The organism is Niveibacterium umoris (genome assembly GCF_014197015.1).
Taxonomy (GTDB): Bacteria; Pseudomonadota; Gammaproteobacteria; order Burkholderiales; family Rhodocyclaceae; genus Niveibacterium; species Niveibacterium umoris.
The window spans coordinates 2,184,002-2,202,921 of the sequence record NZ_JACIET010000001.1 but is presented as its reverse complement, the minus strand read 5'-3'; the positions used below and the strand labels follow the sequence as shown (position 1 = coordinate 2,202,921).

The window sequence follows — 18,920 nt, the reverse complement described above, 5'->3', positions numbered from 1 at the left end:
CGGCCCGTTCAGGGCCGTTTTCTTACTCAAACCTTGAAGCGTGAAGCCTGCTGGTCCAGGCGTTGTGCCAACTCGGCGAGCACCCCCGCGCTGCCTCCGATCTGGCGAGCGCCCGCGGAGTTGTCTTCGCACATGTTTGCGATCCGCTCCACTTGCTGCGCGATCGACTGACTCGCGCTGGCCTGTTCGGCCAAGGCTTCTGCGATGCGCGACGCGGCGCTGTTTGCTTGCTGTGCCGCTTCGGTGATCGACCCGATCGCCTTGTCTGCATCGCTGGTGCGCACCTGCTGCGCCTTCACCTCTTCGACGATTTCTCCGACGTTTGTGACAGCGCGCTGGCTGCTCGCCTGAATCTTGGCGACCAGGTCGGCGATTTCGCCGGTGGAGTGCGCTGTCTTTTCGGCGAGCTTGCGGACTTCATCTGCGACGACTGCGAATCCACGGCCTTGTTCGCCTGCACGCGCCGCCTCGATTGCTGCGTTCAGCGCAAGCAGATTGGTCTGATCCGCAATTTCCTTCACCGTGTTCACAATCCCGTTGATCGCAAGCGACTGGGCGCCCAGTTCATGCAGCAGGCCTGCGGTATCCGACACCCGATCGGCGATCGCGCCCATTTCGCGTGCAGTGCTACCGATCGACTCGCGCCCGGTGGCGCACAGGGCGAGTGACTGTTGCGCGAGCCGCCGTGCTTCGTCCGACGAATCCGTTACCTGGCCGACGGCCACCGTCAGCTGCTCGACCGCAGCGGCGACCGCCGACGTGGCGTCGCTCTGAACGTTTGCGCTCGTCCCGAGATTGGTGAGCGCATCCGATACCGCGCGTGTCTCGGACCGTACCCGGTTCGCCTCCGCAGCCAGGCTGGAGATGGTTTCCTGAAAGCGGGTGAGCATCGAATCCAGCGCTTGCCCGCAGTGGGCGATTTCATCCCGCCCGTGCAGCGAGGCGCGGGTGCGAAGGTCCCACTCGCCGGCGACTTGCGTCATTACCGAGTCGAGCCGCAAGACAGGGCGAATGATCGCGCCTGACAGGAGCACGCTGCCGCCAAGCATGGCCAACAAGGCAACCAGTGCACCTGCCACCATCCAGCGCGTCGCCGCGGCGATGCCTTGCGCGGCCCCCGCCATGGCGGACTCGCTATGTGAGGCGATTGCCTTGTCCACCGCAGCGGAAAGATCCTTGATCGCGGCCGAAACCGGGCGGTCCATACCCTTCACCGCAGCGTCCACCTTCTTGCCGGTTTCCGGGTCCGCCGCATCAAAGCCCTTCAAGGCGTCACGATACTTTCCGCCCAGCGTTGCATGTTCCGTCAGCACCTTCTGGGCCAGTGCCGGGTCCATGCCGAACTCGCCCAGGGCTTTGGCGGCGCTCTTGAGCTTGGCGGCGACCTTCTCCTCTTCTTCGCCGAATTGCTTGAAATACTTGTCGTACTGCTCCTGCTTGTTGCCCCGGATCAGGATGTTCTTCCATTCCTGAACCTGCGTCTTGAACGCCAGATTGGCGCCATCCACATCCTGCAGCAAACGGGTGGCCTTCTGCATTGTGGCAAGGCTGTCGTGCAACTGGCTGCCCAGTGACCGGATCTGCCACAGGCTGTAGCTACCCAGCAAAACAAGGCAGGCGGCGCCGATGGCCGCGAGCAGGAGGAGCTTGTTTCGAAGCGACATGGCGGTCTCCCATTGAGCGACTTCGAGATCGCCCCCGGACAAGGGCGACGACGGAAAAAATGTTAACGGCAGGGTGACGAACAAACCTTAGGATTCTGTGCCGCCAAAAGCGTAGATCAGGCGCTTGCCTCGGCCAAGAGGGGCCTCCAGCCGCGAAACTGCGCAAGCGTCGACTTAGCGCGCCGGCGGTATCCAGTTGCGCCGGCGGTAGTCGTCCACGATGGCGGTAATCGTTCCGTCGCGCCACATCTCTGCCAGTTTTGCATCGATCAGTTTGCGCACGCCTCCCAGCGCGGGCCTGCGCGCGAACGCGAGGAAGAAGGGCTGAGTGAAGGCAGCCGGCTCCAGCGCCACGACCTTGCCTTGCAAGCCCTCGGAGGCAATGATCTGCAAACCCGTCAGCTTGGGCACGGCCGCAAGCTCCACGCGGTTGGCGTCGACCATGCGGATGGCTGACGAAAACGAATTCGTTTCTTCGCACTTGATCCGGCCATCGCGCACGGCCTGGTCGAACTCCGGCGCGAAGAGCGCAGCACGCAATTTCACGAAACTGCGCCCCTGCAGCTCGGCGAGCTTTCCGGTCCACGCGATCGGTGCCTGCGCCGAACGGAAGAAGCTCATCTCTGACCGGAACACCGGTTCGTCCGGGAAATCGAATAACGCCTCGCGTTCGGCCGAACGAATCGTCGGGATCAAGGCGTCGCCTTCGCCCTCTTTCACGAAGGCAAAGCCTCGCGCCCAGGGCACGACCTCGATCTCCACATTCAGATTCGCGCGCTTGAAAGCCGTCTTGACCACATCGACGATGATGCCGGTGCTGCCGTAGGGCGTGTTCATGATCAGCGGCGGGATCTCGACGCCATAAACCTTGGTCGTCGGGCTATCGGCGGCCGCGAGCGCCATGGAACACCAGATGCAGGCGACTGCAGCGATTGCGCGGCGCAGCAGCAACAAGAACATGTTCATCCTCCCGCACCGAATCGGAAAAAAGGCCCGCGCAAGCGCGCAGCAGGATCAAACAATAGATCGATTGCGTCCTCGATGGCTATACCCGCGGCACGGTTTTCGCAGTCAGGAAACGACAAAGCCCGCCTAGGGCGGGCTTGCGGGCAATCCGGTGGTGCCTCCGACAGGAATCGAACCTGTATCTGCCGCTTAGGAGGCGGCCGTTCTATCCATTGAACTACGGTGGCACCGAGGGCGCGGATTGTACCATTGCCAGACTTGGGTCCGGGATGCGGTGAGGCGTGCGTTCGCGCGCAGCGACCCGGCAGAAACGGAATCAGATGGCGCACCAGATCCTTGAAGTCGCCAACGGAAAGCCCATCAAGTTATGGGCCGAAGGCGTGCCGGTGGAAGACGATGCGCGCCGGCAGCTGATGAATACCGCGACGATGCCCTTCATCTTCCGTCACCTTGCGGTGATGCCGGATGTGCATCTTGGCAAGGGTTCGACGATAGGCAGCGTCATTCCTACCCGCGGCGCGATCATCCCGGCGGCGGTCGGGGTGGATATCGGCTGCGGCATGATGGCGGTGCGCACCTCTCTCACCGCCGCCGATCTGCCGACGAACCTGCACGGCCTGCGCAGCGCGATCGAGCGTGCCGTGCCGCACGGGCGGGCACCCGGCCGCCGCGATCCGGGCGCATGGGCGTCGCCGCCGAAGGTCGTCGACGCAATGTGGGCCGAGCTTGATGCCGGCTTCCGGCGCATCACGGCCAAGTACCCGCGGCTCGAACGTACCAACAACCACAAGCACCTTGGCACGCTGGGCACGGGCAATCACTTCATCGAGGTCTGTCTGGATGAAGTCGATCAGGTCTGGTTCATGCTGCACTCCGGCTCGCGCGGCGTCGGCAACGCCATCGGCAACCTCTTCATCGAACTCGCGCAGGCCGACATGCGGCAGCACATCGCCAACCTGCCCGATCGCGATCTCGCATACTTCGAGGAAGGCAGCAAGCACTTCAACGACTACGTCGAGGCGGTGGGCTGGGCACAGGACTTCGCACGCCGCAACCGGGTGCTGATGATGCAGGCCGTCATCGGCGCGGCGCGCAGCGTGATTGGCAAACCCTTCAGCGCCGAACTCGAAGCGGTGAATTGCCACCACAACTATGTGCAGCGGGAAACGCACTTCGGCGCCGAGGTGTGGATCACACGCAAGGGCGCGGTATCGGCACAGCGGGGGCAACTGGGCATCATCCCCGGCTCGATGGGGGCCAGGAGCTTCATCGTGCGAGGCCTCGGCAACGCAGAGGCGTTCTGTTCCTGCAGTCACGGCGCCGGCCGCACGATGAGCCGCAACGAAGCGAAACGGCGTTTCACCGTGGCCGACCAGGTGCGTGCCACGCTGGGTGTGGAATGCCGCAAGGACGCCGAGGTGATCGACGAGATCCCGATGGCCTACAAGGACATCGATGCAGTGATGAACGCCCAGCGCGAGCTGGTGGAAGTCGTGCACACGCTGCGCCAGGTGGTGTGCGTGAAAGGCTGAGATCCGGAGTCTGCTGCTCCGGATCCCGGTGCTGGCGGAAAGCCTATGCGCGGAAGCGATCGGCCGATTCGTGCATCGCCCGCGAGAGCGCGCTGAGGCCGTGGGAGGCTTCGCGGGTCTGGCGCATGGCCTCGGTGTTTTCCTCGCTCATCGCCGCGATGACCTCGACCTGCTTGGCGATGAGTTCGCTCGCCGAACTCTGTTCCTTCAGCGCATTGCGGATATCGCGCGAGACACCCAGCACCTGACGCGAGCCACCCTGGATGCTCTCCATCGCCGAGCCCGCCGCCAGCGTCACTTCGGCGGTCTCGCTGACCTGTTGAACCAGGGCGTGCATGTCGTCGATGGCCTTGCGGCTGTCTGACTGGATTGCCGCGATCAGGCCGCTGATCTGGCCGGTTGCGCCGGTGGTGCGCTCGGCAAGTTTGCGCACTTCGTCGGCCACCACCGCGAAGCCGCGCCCCTGTTCCCCGGCGCGCGCCGCCTCGATCGCGGCATTGAGCGCGAGCAGGTTGGTCTGGTCTGCGATCTCCTTGATGACGCTGGCGATGCTGCCGATTTCGTCGGTGCGCTGGCCCAGCGATGTCATCGACTGCGAGGTGCCGCGCACGGTATTGGCCATCGCATCCATCCGCTGCGCGGTCTCACCGATGACGCGGGCGCCGTTCTCGGCGTGGCTCAGCGACGACTGCGCGGTGTCCTCTGCGGCGGTGGCCGCGTCTGACACATGGGATGCGGTGACCGCAAGTTCCTCGACCGATGCGGCCATGCTGTTGGTGGCGTCGTTCTGGCTGTCGACTGAGCTTGCGAGCGTGTCGACCGAGTGGGTCAGCGTGCCGGCGGTGTGCAGCACTTCCTCGGCGCTTTGCTTCATGCCCCCGACGACCTTCTGGAACTCGTCGAGCAAGGCATTCACCGCGCTGGCAACCTGGCCCATCTCGTCGCGACCGTGCAACGGGATGCGCCGGGTCAGGTCGAGGTCGGTGCGCGCCTGCTCGGTGGTGCGCTGCACGACGGCAATCTGGTGCACGATCCGGCGCGATGCGGTCAGCGCCAGCGCAAACGCGATCACCGCCGCGATCACGGTAACCACCACCAGGAAATTACGCGACTGCAGGTAGTTAGCGTGGCCCTCGGCAATCTGGGATTCGAGATGCGCGCGCTCACCCTTTTCCATCCGGGCGACGAGGTCTGACATGGCTTTCGCGGCCGGGCGGTCCTTGCCCTTGAGCTGGGCATCGAGCTTCAGTCCGGCGCCGGGGTCACCCTTGTCAAAGCCGGAAAGCGCACTCTGGTAGAGCTCGCCCAGGGCCGCATGCTCCTTGATGACGGCATCGAGCATCTGGAGCACCTCGGCATTGCTGGGGTCGTTCTCGGCCTTGATCTCATCGCGCGTCTTGCCGAGCCCTTGCTGCACACCGGCTTGGCGGGCGTTGAAGGCCTTCAGGTGCTTCTCATATTCCTCGGCGTTGTTGCCGCGAATCAGGATGTTCTTCCATTCCTGAACCTGGGTCTTGAAGTCCACCGCGGCGGTTTCGACCGCCACCAGCTGGCGCATGCCCTGGCTGACATCCAGCAGCGCAGCCTCCTGCCGCGCTTCGACGCCCGACAGCGTCACGATTCCGAAAACGGCGGCGACCAGGATGCCGACCACGGCGACCGCGCCGAGCAGCCAGACCTGTGCCTTGATGGTGATATCCCGCATGGTGCTCCTCCCCTGGATCACGCACGGTTAACGGCGGCAGGGGACGTTACTTTAGGGGGGGGCGTTGCCGCGGCGCGGCTTACGGGGCTAAGGTTTCGGGCGACAGCTTGAGCATGCTGGGTTACGCTGCCGGCGAAGTGTGTGCGCTTCGACGCGGGGCGACATCGCGCCGCAAGGCCGCTTTGCACCGCCGAAACCTGTGACCTCACCCGGGCTGTCCTGTCATGCGTCGTTTGCCTGCCACCGTCGTCACCCTTGGCTTTGTCAGCTTCTTCAACGACCTCGCGTCAGAGATGGTGACGCCGCTGGTGCCATTGGTGCTGGCCGGGGCACTCGGCGCCGGCCCGGTGGCGCTGGGCGTGATCGAGGGCGTGGCGGAGGCGGTCTCCGCCTGGCTCAAAGTATGGGCGGGGGCGCGGTCGGATGGCGGCGCCCGCAAACCGTGGGTGCTGGCGGGGTACGCGCTGTCCAACCTTGTGCGGCCGCTGTTCGGCGTGGCGGGGAGCTGGCTGCAACTGGCGTCGCTGCGGGCGGTGGACCGCGTTGGCAAGGGTTTGCGCAGCGCGCCGCGCGATGCGCTGGTCGCCGACGCCACGCCGCAAGCGCTGCGCGGCACCGCCTACGGCTTCCACCGTGCCATGGACAACGCCGGCGCCTTTCTCGGCGCCCTCGTCGCGGCTGCGGCGGTGGCCTGGGGTGGCCTCGCGCTGCCGCAGGTGATGCTGTGGTCGGCAGTGCCGGGGGCGATCGGTGTGCTGCTGGTGTGGCGGGTGCTGCGCGATGCACCGCGCGCGGCCGAGGCGGCGAAGCGCCCACCCTTGCGTTGGGCGTTGCTGCCGCGCGCGCTGCGCGGCTACCTGGTGCTGGTGGCGGCGTTCGGGCTGGCGCGCGCGTCGGAAACCTTTGTCGTCTGGCGGGGTCATGAACTGGGGTGCAGTGCGGCGTCCCTGCTGGTGCTCTGGGCTTTGATGAGCCTCGCCAAAAGCGGGGCTGCGATGCTCGGCGGGCGTCTGGCGGACCATATCGGCGCCCGGGCGATGCTGCGGGTGGGCTGGGCGGCGCTGGCGCTGGGCTACTTGCTGCTCGGTGGGGTAACCACTGCGGGGCAACTCTGGGCGGCTGCACTCGCGTACGGCGTGCTTGCCGGTCTGTCTGAAGGCGTCGAGCGCGCGCTGGTCGGCGCCTTGGTGCCGGCGGCGCTGCGCGGCTCGGCGTTCGGGTGGTACTACCTGTTGTCGGGCGCGGTGGCGATCCCGGCCGGTGCTGCGTTTGGTGCGGTCTGGCAGGCGGCCGGTGCGGCGACTGCTTTCTGTCTGGTGGCTGCGCTGGCCGGCATGTGCACCCTGGCGACCCGATATTGGCTCAAGGAGACGAATTGATGCGGAACTTGCGTGGATGGCTGCGGATGTTGGCGTGTGTGTTCGCCTGCGCTGGGGCGATGCTGCCGGCGTGGGCCGAGGCGCCAGTGGTCGGGAAGCCGGCGCCGGACTTCAGGCTGCCGGATCAGGACGGCAAGCTCCACTCGCTCGCCGATTTCCGCGGAAGCTGGGTGGTGCTGTACTTCTATCCGAAGAACGACACGCCGGGCTGCACCACCGAGGCATGCAGCTTCCGTGATGGCTATGCGCAGATCCGCGCGCTGGGCGCGGAGGTGGTCGGCGTCAGCGTCGATGACACGGCCTCGCATCTTGCATTCTCGAAGAAGCACAAGCTGCCGTTCACCTTGCTGGCGGATGCCGACGGCGCGGTGGCCGATCGCTATGGCGCACTGACCAATCTGGCGCTGATCAAGTTCGCCAAGCGTCAGACGTTTCTGATCGACCCGCAGGGCGTGCTGCGGCAAAGCTGGCTCAAGGTCGATCCGGATACACACGCCGCCGAGGTGGTGGCAGCGCTGCGCACGCTGAATCCCCGCTGAGCGATGCGGCGGTCGGCGGCGCCAGCGCAGACGCGGCCGACCACGGGCGCGACTACTTCTTGGCGTGCGTTGCCATGATCTGGATCTCGGTGGAGTCGCCGCTGCGCTGTGCCTGCACGGTGAAGCCGCCGTATTCCTTGCCGTTGTCCGGCGCCACCATCCACATGTGCTCGGTCGGGCCTGAGGATTCGACCAGCTGTTTGCCCGCCGCCGCCTTCTTGATCTGCGGGTCGTAGAAGGCCACCACCTTGTCGAGCGCATCCTTGGTGACCAGATTCAGGGTCATCGCGACGCCTTGATCGTTCGTCATCCGGTTGGCTGCGCCTTCGGCCGGTTTCGTGCCTGGGTAGAAGGGCAGGCCGAGGTCCGCTTCGGTGATCTGTGCGGTATTGAGTTCCAGGGTCTGCTGCTTGCCGTCCTTGTCGGTGACGGTCGTCTTGACGCCGCCTGTCGAGAGGTCGACATGGGCATCCTTCGCGCCCTGCTGCTTCATCGCCGATTCGATCGCCGCCTCGGCAACTTTCTCGGAAGCCTTTTCCTGCACCTTGCCGCAGGCAACCGTGGCAAGGAGAAGGGTAAGGGCGAGCGGGGTCAGGTTCAGGCGTTTCATGGGGGCTCCGGTTCAGGTGAAAGCGGCATTATCCGTACGGCATTTTGCACTGCCGCGGCATTCCGGCACGGGCAGAGCGGCGGCGGTGCGCTCCGATTGCCCGGGGAGCGTCATGCAAACGGCTGTAAGGTCGATGTGCTACCTTGAATCATCAGGCGGCACCGGGACGCAGGTTCTGTGTCGCCGTTCCGCATGAAAGCACCGCGAAAGGACCTGCGGCATGAAGTCCTCGGCAGCCTCGCTTCATTTTCCTCCCCGCTATCTCGACGACAACCCGGCCAGTACGCGCGCCGATCGTGGCGCCGACAGAAGGCGGCTGGCCTTGTTCTGCATCACTTTTCTGAGTGTGGCGGTGATCGGGCTGGTCGTCGATTTCACACGGCCGGCGCAGTATCGCGCCGAAACCCGGCTCGAGATCGAGCCCGGCAGCGAGGTCGCGCTGGCGGCGACGCCAAACGGTTCAGTGGCCGAGGGCGTGAGCGGGCCCCATTCGGCGTTTGTCGCCCAGGTGCAGCGGCTGACCAGCCGGCCCTTGATCGAAGCGGCGCGCACCCGTCTGCTTGCAACCGGCATGCGGCTCGAAGGCCTGCGTGAAGCCTCGGTCGAATCGCTGCAGGAAGGCCTCGGCGTCGAGGCAGTGCCCGAGAGCAAGGTGGCGCAGGTGTGGTCGGTGGGGCGCGATCCCGAGACCGCCGCCTTGCTGCTCAACGCCCTGGTCACGGTGTATCGCGAGCGCATCGCGAGCGAATTCGGCGCGGCCTCGGCGGAGACCCTGGCGCGGGCACGGGACGAAGCCGAGCGCCTGCAGGCGGCCGTTGCCGCCAAGCGCAGTGAACTCGAGGCATTCCAGTTGAGCCACGGCATCGTCTCGGGTGAGCGCGACGACAACGCCCAACTCAACCACCTGCGCGATTCGGCCAAGGCCATGGTGGATGCGAACACGCGCCTGGTCGCGGCCGAAGCGCGGCTCAACGCCTTGCGTGCCAGCGCCGCGTCGGGGCAGTCGACGACGCGCTCGCGCGACAACCCGACGATCGCCGGCATGGAGCAGCGGCTGTCGCAGGCGCGCGAAAACCTGCGCGACATGGAACGCAATTACACCCAGGACTATCTGGCGATCGATCCCAATGCCAAGGCGCTGCGGGCGCGCATCGCCGAACTTGAACGCCAGCTCAACGCGGAGCGCAGCACCAGCGCCAATTCATCGATCGCCGAAGCGCAGGCCGAGGTGGCGGATGCCCGTGCGACGGTGCAGGCGCTGCAGCGGCAGGCGGCCGCCGAACGGGGCTCGCTGCAGGGCTTCTCGCTCAAGCTCGCGCAGTTCAAGGCGCTGCAGCAGTCGCTGACGCAACTTGAAGCCATGCAGCATGCGGCGCTTGAACGCGCGGTGAAGCTCGAAGCCAGCGAACGGGCGCGCATGCCGTCGGTGAAGGTGATCGAAGAGGCTGCGATTCCACATGAAGTGTGGCGGCCGCGCTATTGGCGCGATGCCGGTTTCGTGCTGCTGGCGGCGCTGTTGATAGCGCTCTTTGCGGTGTGGCTGCTGGGCTTCATCTTCAAGCGCGAGCGCCCGCAAGCGATCGTCGTGACGCCGGCCTGGCCGGTCGGCGGCCTGCCGATGCCGGCCCCGATGGCACAAATCGCCGCGGAAGGGGATCAGCGCCTGCTCGCGGCCAGCCCGGTCTTGCCGCGGGAGCTTGCCCCGGACGAACTGGCGCGGCTGATCGAGACAAGCAGCAACGGCGTCCGCATTGCGGTGCTGGCGCTGCTTGCCGGCCTCAAGCCACAGGAACTCCTGGCGCTGCGCTGGCGCGATGTCGACGTCGCCGAAGGCCTGCTGACCGCGCAGGGTGAAGAGGCGCGCGCCGTGCCGCTGTCGCCGCGCCTTGCAGCGGAATTGTCCGCGGCGACACCGTCGCCGGATGGTGATCGCAGCGCACCGGTGTTGCAGTCAGCAGACGGTGCGCCACTGGGAGGCGCCGCGTTGCAGACGCAGCTGTTGTGCGCGGCGCACGACGCCGGGCTCGATGATGCCGCGTCGATCACCCCCGATGCGGTGCGCCACACTTACCTCGCCTTCCTGTTGCGGCAGGGCGTGCGGCTGGCAGACCTGTTCGCACGAGTCGGCAGCCTGTCGCCCGAAAGTGTGCCGGCTTACACCGCCCTCGCACCGGGCGGGCATCGCATCAATGAAGACGAAGTTCGCTGGACGCATCCGGCGGGCGCGGGCAACGCAGCAAGCGCACCGGCCGTTTGAGCGGCGGTGTGCCGCGCACGGAGTCAGCGCGCACGCAGTCAGCGTGCATCTTCCGGCGGGCATTCATCCGCCCATGACGCGACGCTTGCATCGCGCGGCAGTTCGCCGACGGTGACCACACGCATGCAGGCGCCATCGCGAAGGTAGTTGAAGATGCAGAAATTCGCGCCGGTGCCCGAGCAGACTTCCACTTCACGGTAGCCCGCGCGGTAGAACGTCTTGGCCGAGCCGCTGCGGTTTTCCGCTTGGCCGTCAGCGAGCGACAGGCGTGTGGCGCGCGGCTGCCAGCCCTGCGCGAGCAAATGCGCACGGGCTGCCGCGAGTGCCTGGCCCTTGTGGAGCAGGGCCGTGTCGGCCGCCGATACCGCCGTCGTCAGCAAGGCCAGCGCGAGGAACAGATGCCGCACTGGTGCTCGACGCCGCTCAGTCTTCTGCCAGCAAGTCGAGCTTCTGCGCCAGCCAGCGGGTGGTCGTCGCCTGCAGCAGGATGGTCGTCAGGATCGCGAGGAAGGTCACCGACGCGATCAGGCGCGCTTGCGGCGCGCCCATGCCCATCAGCAGGCCGGCGAGCGCGCCGGGGATCACGCCGGTTTCGCGCGTCCAGCTCATAAAGAGCATTTCCTTGAAGCTCCAGCGCGTGCGGCGGTCGGGCAAGGCGCAGAGGAAGACCGTGACCGGCCGCGCGATGAACATGAAGACTGCGACCACGCCCAGCCCCGCGACCAGGTGCTGCCCCATCAGCGCGAAATCGACCTGGGTGCCGAGCAGGATGAAGATGAACATCCGCATCAGCAACGCCGTGGTGCCGACGAAGTCGTTGAGCTTTTCCTGCTCGTCCGGCGCCATCTCGAAGCCGATCGCGTCCTTGTTGCCGATCATGATGCCGAACACGAACACCGCCATGAAACCGCTTGCGCCCATGTCGTCGGCGGTGAGGAAGGCGCCGATCACGGCCATCAGCGACACCACCGGCGCGTATTCCTGCAGGAAGCCGAACTTCTCGTGGGAGATGAACATCGCCGCGAGGTAGCCCAGCACAAGGCCGGCAATCAGACCGATCGAGGCCTGTTTGAGCAGATCGGTCAGCACGGAAGCTGTGGTGACTTCGCCCTGTCCCATCGCAATCGCCAGCACCGCAAAGGTGAGGATCGCGCCGGTGGCGTCGTTGAAGGCCGACTCCGACATCACCGTCTGTGCCACGCGATCCTTGATCTTCACCTGACGGAACACCGGCACCAGCGTGGCCGGGTCGGTGGACGCGATCGCCGAGGCCAGCAGCAGCGCGACGATGAAGGGCACGCCGAGCAGGTAATACGCCGCCACGCTGGTGATCGCGGCGGTGATCAGCACGCCGACGGTGGCAAGGATCAGGATCGTGATCCAGCACTCCTTGAGCACCTTCAGACGCAGCGAGGCGCCGCCATCGAAAAGGATGTAGCAGGAGCCAAAGATCAGCACCAGCTGGTTGAGCGTCGAATCCGACTTGATCTGGATAAGGCCGGCCACGTCGGGGCCGAGCAGGGTGCCGACGATCAGGAAGACAACCACGTCCGGCGTTTTCAGGCGTTGGGCAAAGACGGCGCAGGCGCTGCCTACCGCAAGAATGATCCCGAACTCCATCAGGACATGTTTGGCGATTTCGACCGATGCGGGTGTCACGGAATGCCTCTCGTTGAATTCGGCGGGCGCTGCGGGGTATCTGCGAATTATAGGCGGCGCTTGGATTGGCGACGCAGACAGGTGACATCGCATTTGCAGGTGAGGGGCGTCTGTTCTGGATGGGACGACGCGGCAGGGCGCGGGGCGCCTCAGGGGCGACCGCTCACAAAGGATTTGATCAAATTTGCAAGAGCGAGAGTTCTTGTGTAGATTTGATCAAATCTGAGTCCGTCATAAGCAAGTGCGCTGGCAATTTGGTTCTAAGGGGCTGGGTTGCTGAGCGAAGGGCGGGTTGTGTGTGATCACAAAAGGTGAAACATGAACGAGTCGCTGCATCAGTTCCTGCGTGAAAACCAGATTCACGAGGTCGAATGCGTGATCGCCGACATGACCGGCGTGGCACGCGGCAAGATCCTGCCCAAGGCGCTGTTCATGGCCGAAGACAGCATGAAGATGTCCAAGGCGGTGCTGACGATCACCGTGAATGGCGAGTTCGCCGACTTCGAGCGCTTCGTCGGCCCGAGCGACCCGGACATGGTCTGCGTGCCGGACCCCAACACGATCCGCTGGGCGCCGTGGGCGATCGAGCCGGTGGCGGTGGTGATCCACGATTGCCAGGATTTCGACGGCCGCCCGGTGGGCCTGTCGCCGCGTGCGGTGCTGCGCAAGGTGCTCAAGCTCTACGAGAGCCGCGGCTGGCGGCCGGTGGTGGCGCCCGAGATGGAGTTCTACCTGATCGCGCAGAACTCCAACCCGCACGAACCCCTGCGGCCGCCGCCCGGGCGCAACGGGCGTACCGAGGTGGGCCGGCAGTCCTTCTCGATCGATGCGGTGAACGACTTCGACCCGTTCTTCCAGGAGCTCTCAGCCTTTTCGGAGTCGATGAATCTGGGCGTCGAGACCCTGATCCATGAGGTCGGTGCCGGCCAGATGGAGATCAACTTCACCCATGGCGATCCGCTTGATCTGGCCGACCGAGTGTTCCTCTTCAAGCGTGCGGTGCGCGAGACGGCCTATCGCCACAAGATCTTCGCCACCTTCATGGCCAAACCCATGGAACATGAGCCCGGCAGTGCGATGCATATCCATCAGAACATCGTGCGCAGCGACGACGGCCAGAACGTCTTCTCGAATGCCGATGGCAGTGCGAGCAAGCTGTTCTTCAGCCATATCGCCGGCATGCAGAAGTACCTGCCGCAGGCGATGCCGCTGTTCGCGCCCTATGTGAATTCGTATCGTCGCCTGTCGCGCCATACCGCTGCGCCAATCAATGTGCGCTGGGGCTACGACAACCGCACCTGCGGCATCCGCATCCCGAACTCGTCGCCCGCCGCGCGTCGGCTGGAAAACCGGGTACCGGGTGTGGATACGAATCCCTACCTCGCGATGGCCGCCACGCTGGCCTGTGGCTACCTCGGCATGGTCGAGGGGCTGGAGCCCTCCGAACCGCTCGCGGGCAGTGCCTACAACCTCGACTACGAGTTGCCGCGCAGCCTGGAAGAGGCGATCGAGGCGCTGTCTACCTGCGAGGCGTTGCACGAGGTGTTGGGTGTCGAATTCGTGCAAGCCTTCTGCGCGGTGAAGCAGACCGAGCTGGAAACCTTCCAGCGCGGCATCACTGCGTGGGAACGCGAACATCTGCAACTGACGGTGTGAGGAGCTGCGCCATGACCACCCGCCACGGTATCAACTGGGACAAGGCGCAGGCGCTGTTCGCGGCCGAACGCGAGCTTTTCGCCGCGCGCCGCCCGCGTTCGCGCGCGCTCTCGCAACAGGCCGCCGAACACATGGCATTCGGCGTGCCACTGCACTGGATGAACGACTGGTCCACACCCTTCTCGCTGTACGTGGATCGTGCCAAGGGTGCGCGCTTCCGCGACGTGGATGGTTTCGACTACACAGACTTTTGCCTTGGCGACACCGGCGCGATGTTCGGCCATGCGCCGGAGCCGGTCGCGCATGCACTGGCAGATCAGGGTGCCAAGGGCTTCACGGCGATGCTGCCGTCGGAGGACGCGGTGTGGGTGTCGCGCGAACTCGCACGCCGCTTCGGGCTGCCGTTCTGGCAGTTCGCGATGACCGCGACCGACGCCAACCGCTTCGTGCTGCGCTGGGCACGTGCGGCTACCGGGCGCAGCAAGGTGCTGGTGTTCAACGGGTGCTACCACGGCACGGTCGACGATGTGTTCGTGGATCTGGTCGATGGAAGACCGCGACAGCGCGACAGCCTGCTGGGCCAGGTGTATGACCTCACGCAGCACACCCGCGTCGTGGAGTTCAACGACCTCGCCGCACTCGAAGCCGCGCTGGCCGACGGCGATGTCGCCTGCGTGCTGGCCGAGCCGGCGATGACCAACATCGGCATGGTGCTGCCCGAGCCCGGCTACTGGCAGGCGGCGCAGGCGATCATCCGCCGCCACGGTAGCCTGCTGGTGATCGACGAGACGCACACCATCAGCACCGGCCCCGGCGGCTATACCCGCGCCCATGGCCTCGCGCCGGATGCCTTCGTGCTCGGCAAGCCGGTCGGCGGCGGCGTGCCCTGCGCGGTGTACGGCTTCTCGGCCGAACTCGCCGCGCGGGTGCAGGCCGCCAAGCGCAATGCGCCTCCCGGGCACAGCGGCGTCGGCACCACGCTGACCGCGAACCTGCTGGCGATGGCCGCGATGCGTGCGACGCTCGCCGAGGTGATGACTGATGCCGCCTACACCCACATGTTCGCGCTCGCCGAGCGGCTTGCCGCGGGCTTGCGCGGTGTGATCGAGCGCCGCGACGCGCCCTGGTGCGTCACGCAGGTCGGCGCCCGCACCGAGTTCCAGTTCGCACCGACACCGCCACGCAATGGCAGTCAGGCCGAGCGCATTCTCGACAGCGAACTGGAGCAGGTGATCCACCTGTACCTGCTCAACCGCGGTTTGCTCATCACGCCGTTCCACAACATGATTCTGGTGTGCCCGGACACCACCGAGGCCGATGTCGATCGTCTGGTTGCCGGTTTCGACGCGGTGCTGGGCGAAATCACCTGAAATCTTCCGGAGCCCCCGACCGCATGAAGACGCCCGCCGGCAGTACCCTGCAGGACGACACCTACGCCACCCTGCGTGGCTGGCTGACGGTGGGGCGTTTCGTGCCGGGCGAGCGACTCAAGATCCGCCAGGTCGCCGAGGCGCTGGGGGTGGGTGAAATGCCGGTACGCGCCGCGCTGCAGCGGCTGGCCGCCGAGGGCGCGCTGGTGAACGTGCCCAACTGCGGGGTGACAGTGCCACAGCTGTCGCGCGCGCAGTTCGACGACGTACTGCAGGTGCGGCTGATGCTCGAAGGCGAGGCGGCCGAAAAGGGGGCGCACCGGCTCGACGACGCCGGTCGCGCGGAACTGCGGGCGCTGTCCGACGCGATGCGCGCCGCGCTGGACGCGGGCGACGCCAAGGCCTACCTCGACGCCAACGAGCGCTTTCACCTGATCCTCTACCGCGCGAGCGGCTCGCCCTTGTTGCTGGAGCTGATTGAAACCGTGTGGATGCAGGTCGGGCCAGTGTCGAACCAGCTCTTCGAGGACAGCGCCTTTGCCCTGCGGCTCAACGACGCCCATGAGGACGTAGTGGAGGCGGTCGAGCGCGGCGACAGCGCCGGCGTGCGCCGAGCGATCGAGCGCGATCTGTTCTACGCGGCGCAGCAGTTGCGCGCGGTTTGCACCGGGGAGCGCCAGGGGCCGCTCAGGGACTGACGCGCGGGAGTTCGATCGTCGCGGTGCAGCCTTCGCCGGGGGTGCTTTCAAGCTTGAGGGTGCCGCCGAGAACGTCGTTGACCAGGGTGTGGGCGATGTAAAGGCCAAGTCCGCTGCCACCGGTGCCAAGCCGGGTGGTGAAGAAGGGCTCGAAGGCACGCGCGAGGGTGGCGGCGCTCATGCCTTCTCCGTCGTCGGCAACCGTGATTCGCACCCGGTCCGTGCCCAGCGCGTTCGCGCTGATGCGGATGCTGCCACCGGGGCGTGCGGCGAATCCGTGCGTGATGGCATTCTGCGTCAGGTTGGCGAGCGCCCGTTCGAGTGCCCGCGGGAAGCCTTCCATGTTCAGGTCAGGCGGGACTTCGGTGATGAAGCTCGCCTGCACGGCGCGGCAGCGCGCATCGAACTGCAGGTGCAATTCGCCGACGAGGGTGCGCAGGTCGTAGCCTTGGCGTTCGTCGCTGCTGTGGCTGGCGGATATCTCGCGGAACTGATGCACGATGTGCGTGGCGCGTTCGAGCGATCGCTCGATCAGGTCGATGCTGCGCTCGGCATGCAGCACGAAATCGCTGAGCGTGCTGCGCTTGAGTGCGCCGGCCTGGGCGACGCGATTGAAGTCACGCAGTTCCGACGCCAGCGCACTGGTCACGGTGACACCGTTGCCAAGCGGGGTGTTGAGTTCATGCGCGACGCCGGCAACGAGACGGCCGAGCGATGCGAGTTTTTCGGTGCGCAGCAGTTCTTCCTGCACCTGTTGCAACTGCTGCTCGGCGAGCCGGCGTTTGGTCATGTCGAGGCAGACGCCGCGGTAGCCGACGAAAGTGCCGTGCTCATCGAACAGCGGGGTGCCCGAAAAGTCGAGGTGGCTCACCCGGTCCTGCGCATCCTCCTGTAAGCGCAGGCTGATGCTGCTGAAGGGCTGGCGCTGCGCCATCGCGTGGGCGATCTCCGCAGCGCGGACGCGGTCTGCAGCCAGCAGCGGGAAGTCCTCGATGCGGCGTCCGCGCCAGTCCTCGATCCGAATGCGCGAGCGGTCGAAACCGCGGCCGACGATGTCGACGAAACGCAGCCGGGCATCCATCTGCCAGTAGCCGTCGGACGACAGTTCGGTGAGTTCGCGAAAGCGCGCTTCGTTGCTGCGCAGGGCGCGTACCAGCGGCCGCACCAGCGAGCCGAGCAGCAGCCCGCCGAGCAGGATCACTGGCAGCGCGATCAGCACCACACGGTTGAGCTGGGTGCGGATCGGCGCGTAGAACTCGGCCGGGTCTTCGGTAATCAGGATCGCAAGGCCATTGCTGGCGACCTTTTTCGCGAGGTCGAGGCGGCCGAGCGGGCGGTGCGCCAGCATCACCAGGCGGCCGTCAGGCCCGTGCACGAAGCTCGGCGTGCTGGCCGCGCTCATTTCGCCATACAGCGCCGAACTTTCGATGCGCTCGCGCAATTCCGCATTGCCGGGTGACCACAGGGCTTCGGGGTGGCGCGAACGCAGACAGCGGATCTGGCTGTCGCGGATACCGCAGAGGAACATGGTGGCGGTGTCGCCAAGGTCGGCCGCCGAATCCACCAGTGCCTCCCAGGCTGGCATGCCTTGCTGGATGACGATTTCGCCGACCTCTGCGCGTTGCATGTTGTCGATCCGCAGGCGCTGTTGCAGGTAGGGCACGCCGGCCTGCCACATCAGGGTCACTTCGCTGCGCTTGCGCGTGTTCGACCACACGGCGGTGCCGGTGAGGAAGTCGCCCTGGCGGGCAAGCACGCCAGTCGCGTTGCGCACTTCGATTGCGCGCGCGATGTCGGAACGGGCGGTCTGTGTCGGGCTCACCGGCGGCAGCTTGCTGTCCACGAGGCGAATCAGGTCTTCGCTCGCAGGCGAGCCGGCACGGGCACGCTCGATGGCGCCTGCCAGCACGGTGTCGTCGAGCACCGGCGCCGCGTTCAGGTGGGCGGCATCGAGTGCGGTGTAGAAGATGAACTGACGGTTCTGCAGCGTGACATGCAGTTGCTGGTTGAGCGCGGACTCGAGTTTGTCCTGCAGTGCGACGAAACTCACCAGGCTGCTTGCGAAGGCGATCACCGCGAGCACGGCGAGTCCGATGCGCGAGATCAGCAATTCCTCGCGCCGTGCGATGGCTTGTGCGCCGGAGCGCTGGCGCATCAGCAGCATGCCCAGCCCCGCGCAGGCGAAGCCCACAGGCAGCGGGCGTGCGGCAAGCTGCGGCAGGCCGTAGAACAGATCGAGGCGCAGGTAGGCGCCGCCAATCAAGAGCGCACCGCCTGCCATCATGCTGCCGGCGCCGAGTGATTGAAGCCGCCCGGCCCAGCGCGGCGTGTGGGGGCTGCTGACGAGCACCAGCATCCAGCCCGCCAGCATCAGCCACGCGGGCCAGCCCGACGCGTCGGCGGGCCATGCCGCGCCGGCAGTGCCGGGTGCGAGCAGCACGAGCGGCGCCAGGCATGTCACGACGCCGGCGGCAATCGTCGCGCGCACGGCATTCGGAAAGAGGGCGCCGCCCCACAGCGCGATGGCGCCGGTGAGCGCCATGCCGCCGGCGGTCGGATGCAGGAGGCTGCTGGCCCAGCCGGACTGGGTCGTCGGCAGCCAGGCGACGACCATGGCCGTGATGCCGTAAAGCGCCAGCAACGTGGCCAGTGCGCGTCGCAAGGCGGCATAGGAAGCGAGGCTGCCGAGCGCCGGATCGGCAGGGGGCGAGGTGTCGGTGGCGGCGCGTGTCATCTGCCCATTATCGACCAGGCGGGGGGCTGGCTTGAGTGGGGCGTGACGTATCGGGGCCAGTGCGGCGCGGCGCCAGCATTCGCTTGCAATTCTCCTTGGCCGGCGGGTGACAAGTGCGGGTGCGGCGGGCAGGATGCGCAGGCTTCTCCAA

General features: G+C 66.2%; 14 protein-coding genes and 1 tRNA gene. 7 read left to right on the top strand and 8 right to left on the bottom strand.

Going from position 1 to position 18,920, the window contains the following annotated elements; all coding sequences use genetic code 11:
- Window positions 1-26: 26 nt before the first annotated feature.
- From GGR36_RS09925 to GGR36_RS09915, 3 genes are all read right to left on the bottom strand, one after another.
- Window positions 27-1,664, bottom strand: coding sequence for a methyl-accepting chemotaxis protein (locus GGR36_RS09925; protein WP_183634432.1), 1,638 nt, complete (start codon window positions 1,662-1,664; stop codon window positions 27-29).
- Between the two features lie 174 nt (window positions 1,665-1,838).
- Window positions 1,839-2,624, bottom strand: coding sequence for a substrate-binding periplasmic protein (locus GGR36_RS09920; RefSeq protein ID WP_183634431.1), 786 nt, complete (start codon window positions 2,622-2,624; stop codon window positions 1,839-1,841).
- 158 nt (window positions 2,625-2,782) lie between these two features.
- A tRNA-Arg gene (locus GGR36_RS09915) sits at window positions 2,783-2,857 on the bottom strand.
- Between the two features lie 93 nt (window positions 2,858-2,950).
- Here GGR36_RS09915 and GGR36_RS09910 point away from each other — a divergent pair.
- Window positions 2,951-4,162 carry an RtcB family protein gene (locus tag GGR36_RS09910; protein ID WP_183634430.1) on the top strand — a complete coding sequence of 404 codons (1,212 nt, stop codon included), beginning with the start codon at window positions 2,951-2,953 and terminating at the stop codon, window positions 4,160-4,162.
- Window positions 4,163-4,205: 43 nt separating this feature from the next.
- On the opposite strand, the gene GGR36_RS09905 is transcribed toward GGR36_RS09910, so the two are convergent.
- Window positions 4,206-5,867 (bottom strand): methyl-accepting chemotaxis protein, encoded by a 1,662-nt coding sequence (locus GGR36_RS09905; RefSeq protein ID WP_183634429.1) that lies wholly within the window; start codon window positions 5,865-5,867, stop codon window positions 4,206-4,208.
- A gap of 224 nt (window positions 5,868-6,091) precedes the next feature.
- On the opposite strand from GGR36_RS09905, the gene GGR36_RS09900 reads away from it, so the two are divergent.
- Window positions 6,092-7,246: an MFS transporter gene (locus GGR36_RS09900; protein WP_183634428.1), complete on the top strand. Its 1,155-nt coding sequence runs from the start codon at window positions 6,092-6,094 to the stop codon at window positions 7,244-7,246.
- Window positions 7,246-7,785 (top strand): peroxiredoxin, encoded by a 540-nt coding sequence (locus tag GGR36_RS09895; RefSeq protein WP_183634427.1) that lies wholly within the window; start codon window positions 7,246-7,248, stop codon window positions 7,783-7,785. The genes GGR36_RS09900 and GGR36_RS09895 overlap by 1 nt, the downstream gene beginning before the upstream one ends.
- Window positions 7,786-7,837: 52 nt before the next feature.
- Here the strand turns inward: GGR36_RS09895 and GGR36_RS09890 are convergent, their stop codons facing one another.
- The gene (locus GGR36_RS09890; RefSeq protein ID WP_183634426.1) at window positions 7,838-8,395 is read right to left on the bottom strand and encodes a hypothetical protein; all 558 of its coding nucleotides are present in this window, start codon (window positions 8,393-8,395) and stop codon (window positions 7,838-7,840) included.
- Window positions 8,396-8,615: 220 nt separating this feature from the next.
- Here GGR36_RS09890 and GGR36_RS09885 point away from each other — a divergent pair, with 220 nt between their 5' ends.
- On the top strand, window positions 8,616-10,652 hold the full coding sequence (locus tag GGR36_RS09885) for a GumC family protein (protein WP_183634425.1): 2,037 nt from the start codon (window positions 8,616-8,618) through the stop codon (window positions 10,650-10,652).
- Between the two features lie 38 nt (window positions 10,653-10,690).
- Here the strand turns inward: GGR36_RS09885 and GGR36_RS09880 are convergent, their stop codons facing one another.
- On the bottom strand, window positions 10,691-11,059 hold the full coding sequence (locus GGR36_RS09880; protein WP_183634424.1) for a hypothetical protein: 369 nt from the start codon (window positions 11,057-11,059) through the stop codon (window positions 10,691-10,693).
- Window positions 11,060-11,075: 16 nt separating this feature from the next.
- Window positions 11,076-12,311 (bottom strand): cation:proton antiporter, encoded by a 1,236-nt coding sequence (locus tag GGR36_RS09875; protein ID WP_338086653.1) that lies wholly within the window; start codon window positions 12,309-12,311, stop codon window positions 11,076-11,078.
- Between the two features lie 318 nt (window positions 12,312-12,629).
- Between GGR36_RS09875 and GGR36_RS09870 the strand changes: the two genes are divergently transcribed.
- From GGR36_RS09870 to GGR36_RS09860, 3 genes are read left to right on the top strand one after another with little or no spacing between them, the layout of a single operon-like run.
- On the top strand, window positions 12,630-13,967 hold the full coding sequence (locus GGR36_RS09870) for a glutamine synthetase family protein (protein ID WP_183634422.1): 1,338 nt from the start codon (window positions 12,630-12,632) through the stop codon (window positions 13,965-13,967).
- 11 nt (window positions 13,968-13,978) lie between these two features.
- Window positions 13,979-15,337, top strand: a complete 1,359-nt coding sequence (locus GGR36_RS09865; RefSeq protein WP_183634421.1) for an aspartate aminotransferase family protein — start codon at window positions 13,979-13,981, stop codon at window positions 15,335-15,337.
- Window positions 15,338-15,360: 23 nt separating this feature from the next.
- Window positions 15,361-16,035: a GntR family transcriptional regulator gene (locus tag GGR36_RS09860; protein ID WP_183634420.1), complete on the top strand. Its 675-nt coding sequence runs from the start codon at window positions 15,361-15,363 to the stop codon at window positions 16,033-16,035.
- Here the strand turns inward: GGR36_RS09860 and GGR36_RS09855 are convergent.
- On the bottom strand, window positions 16,025-18,769 hold the full coding sequence (locus GGR36_RS09855; RefSeq protein WP_183634419.1) for a PAS domain-containing sensor histidine kinase: 2,745 nt from the start codon (window positions 18,767-18,769) through the stop codon (window positions 16,025-16,027). The genes GGR36_RS09860 and GGR36_RS09855 overlap by 11 nt on opposite strands.
- Window positions 18,770-18,920: the final 151 nt, after the last annotated feature.